2 protein-coding genes and 2 pseudogenes are annotated in these 1,162 nt (G+C 49.0%); all 4 read left to right on the forward strand.

The features are described from left to right. A partial coding sequence (locus E4S61_RS25040; RefSeq protein ID WP_280663829.1) for an SRPBCC family protein occupies positions 1–253 on the forward strand: 253 nt, incomplete at its 5' end. Between the two features lie 80 nt (positions 254–333). After that, a pseudogene (locus E4S61_RS27075) lies at positions 334–462 on the forward strand (hypothetical protein); the annotation flags it as partial. A gap of 12 nt (positions 463–474) precedes the next feature. Further along, complete coding sequence (locus E4S61_RS26045) at positions 475–693, forward strand: hypothetical protein (protein ID WP_209309614.1); 219 nt, start codon at positions 475–477, stop codon at positions 691–693. A 321-nt stretch (positions 694–1,014) separates the two neighbouring features. After that, positions 1,015–1,162 (forward strand): annotated as a pseudogene (locus E4S61_RS26950) (aromatic ring-hydroxylating oxygenase subunit alpha); the annotation flags it as partial.

Below are 1,162 nucleotides of genomic sequence, written 5' to 3' on the forward strand. Positions count from 1 at the left end.
CTACATCATTGATCCAATCGATACCAATCGGTTCCAACTCATTGCGGACTACTACTTCAAGGACTCGGACCTCTCAGAGGAAGAACGGGAGTTCATCCGAACAAGCCGACAACTGCAAGAAGAGGACTTTGAACTAGTCGAACGACAGTGGAACGGACTCAAGACTGGCGCGCTCTCACAGGCACAACTCGGTCCCAATGAGCACACTGTCCACAAGTTACACCAGCTAGCACAGGAAGCTTACAACTCGTAATTCGATGACTGACCGGCGCACTGTTCCCAGAGAGTGTGAGTACGGACGGTAAACCCTCAATTCAGCAACTACTACAAATAATGAGTACACAAGATCAGATTCCATACGTCGCTGTCTGTCCAGAATGTGATGCTTCGGTAGAAACCGGCGTCGCGAACGAATGTGTCGAATTCTATCGACGTCACTACCGGGTAACGGGTCACAATGTGGAGTTCGAACGTATGGACCCTAATATAGACGTTGAGATTACTGAAGACAGCCTCAAAGACGTCACTCGACAACTCGAAAAAGAATACCAAAACGGTGTTCCCATTGGGGTCATTGCTGCAGTAATGAAAGATCTCGGAAAGCCGATGGCAGAGACCCTCGATGAGATTTACGAAATCCGAATGGGAGGTGGTCTATACGAACCACAGGACGATCATCTGAGTGCGTTTTAATCTCCTACTCATTTTCGAGCACTGTGTTTAATTGCTGGACGCGCCTAAACGCCACCAGTAGAACCCCTGATACTTCTTTTCCGCACACAATTATCAACTATCGGTTCGATAATCCAGGCCGGAGTCGTAATCACGCATATCTTATTCTCAACTGAGCAGCGGAACCAGGCACGTCTCGCATGAGGACCGACCCGGACACAACAGCTCAAGTTGCTGTGTCATTCGTAGGTGAGGATTGTCCACGAACATCAGCACAACTTATAATGGTACTCTATATCACTGGCTAATTCTTTTTATCGGGCATGCCAACTGTCGACACGTATGACACAGTGGGACGACTCCCAAACGAAGGCGGTTAGCTCGGATATCACGAACAAATCGAACGCCCTCCCAGCCCGGTACTTCACCGATCCAGAGGTCTTTGAGATGGAGAAAGAGAAGATATTCGGCCAGTACTGGGTCTACGCCG

This window comes from Haloarcula amylovorans (assembly GCF_004681185.1).
Lineage (GTDB): Archaea > Halobacteriota > Halobacteria > Halobacteriales > Haloarculaceae > Haloarcula > Haloarcula amylovorans.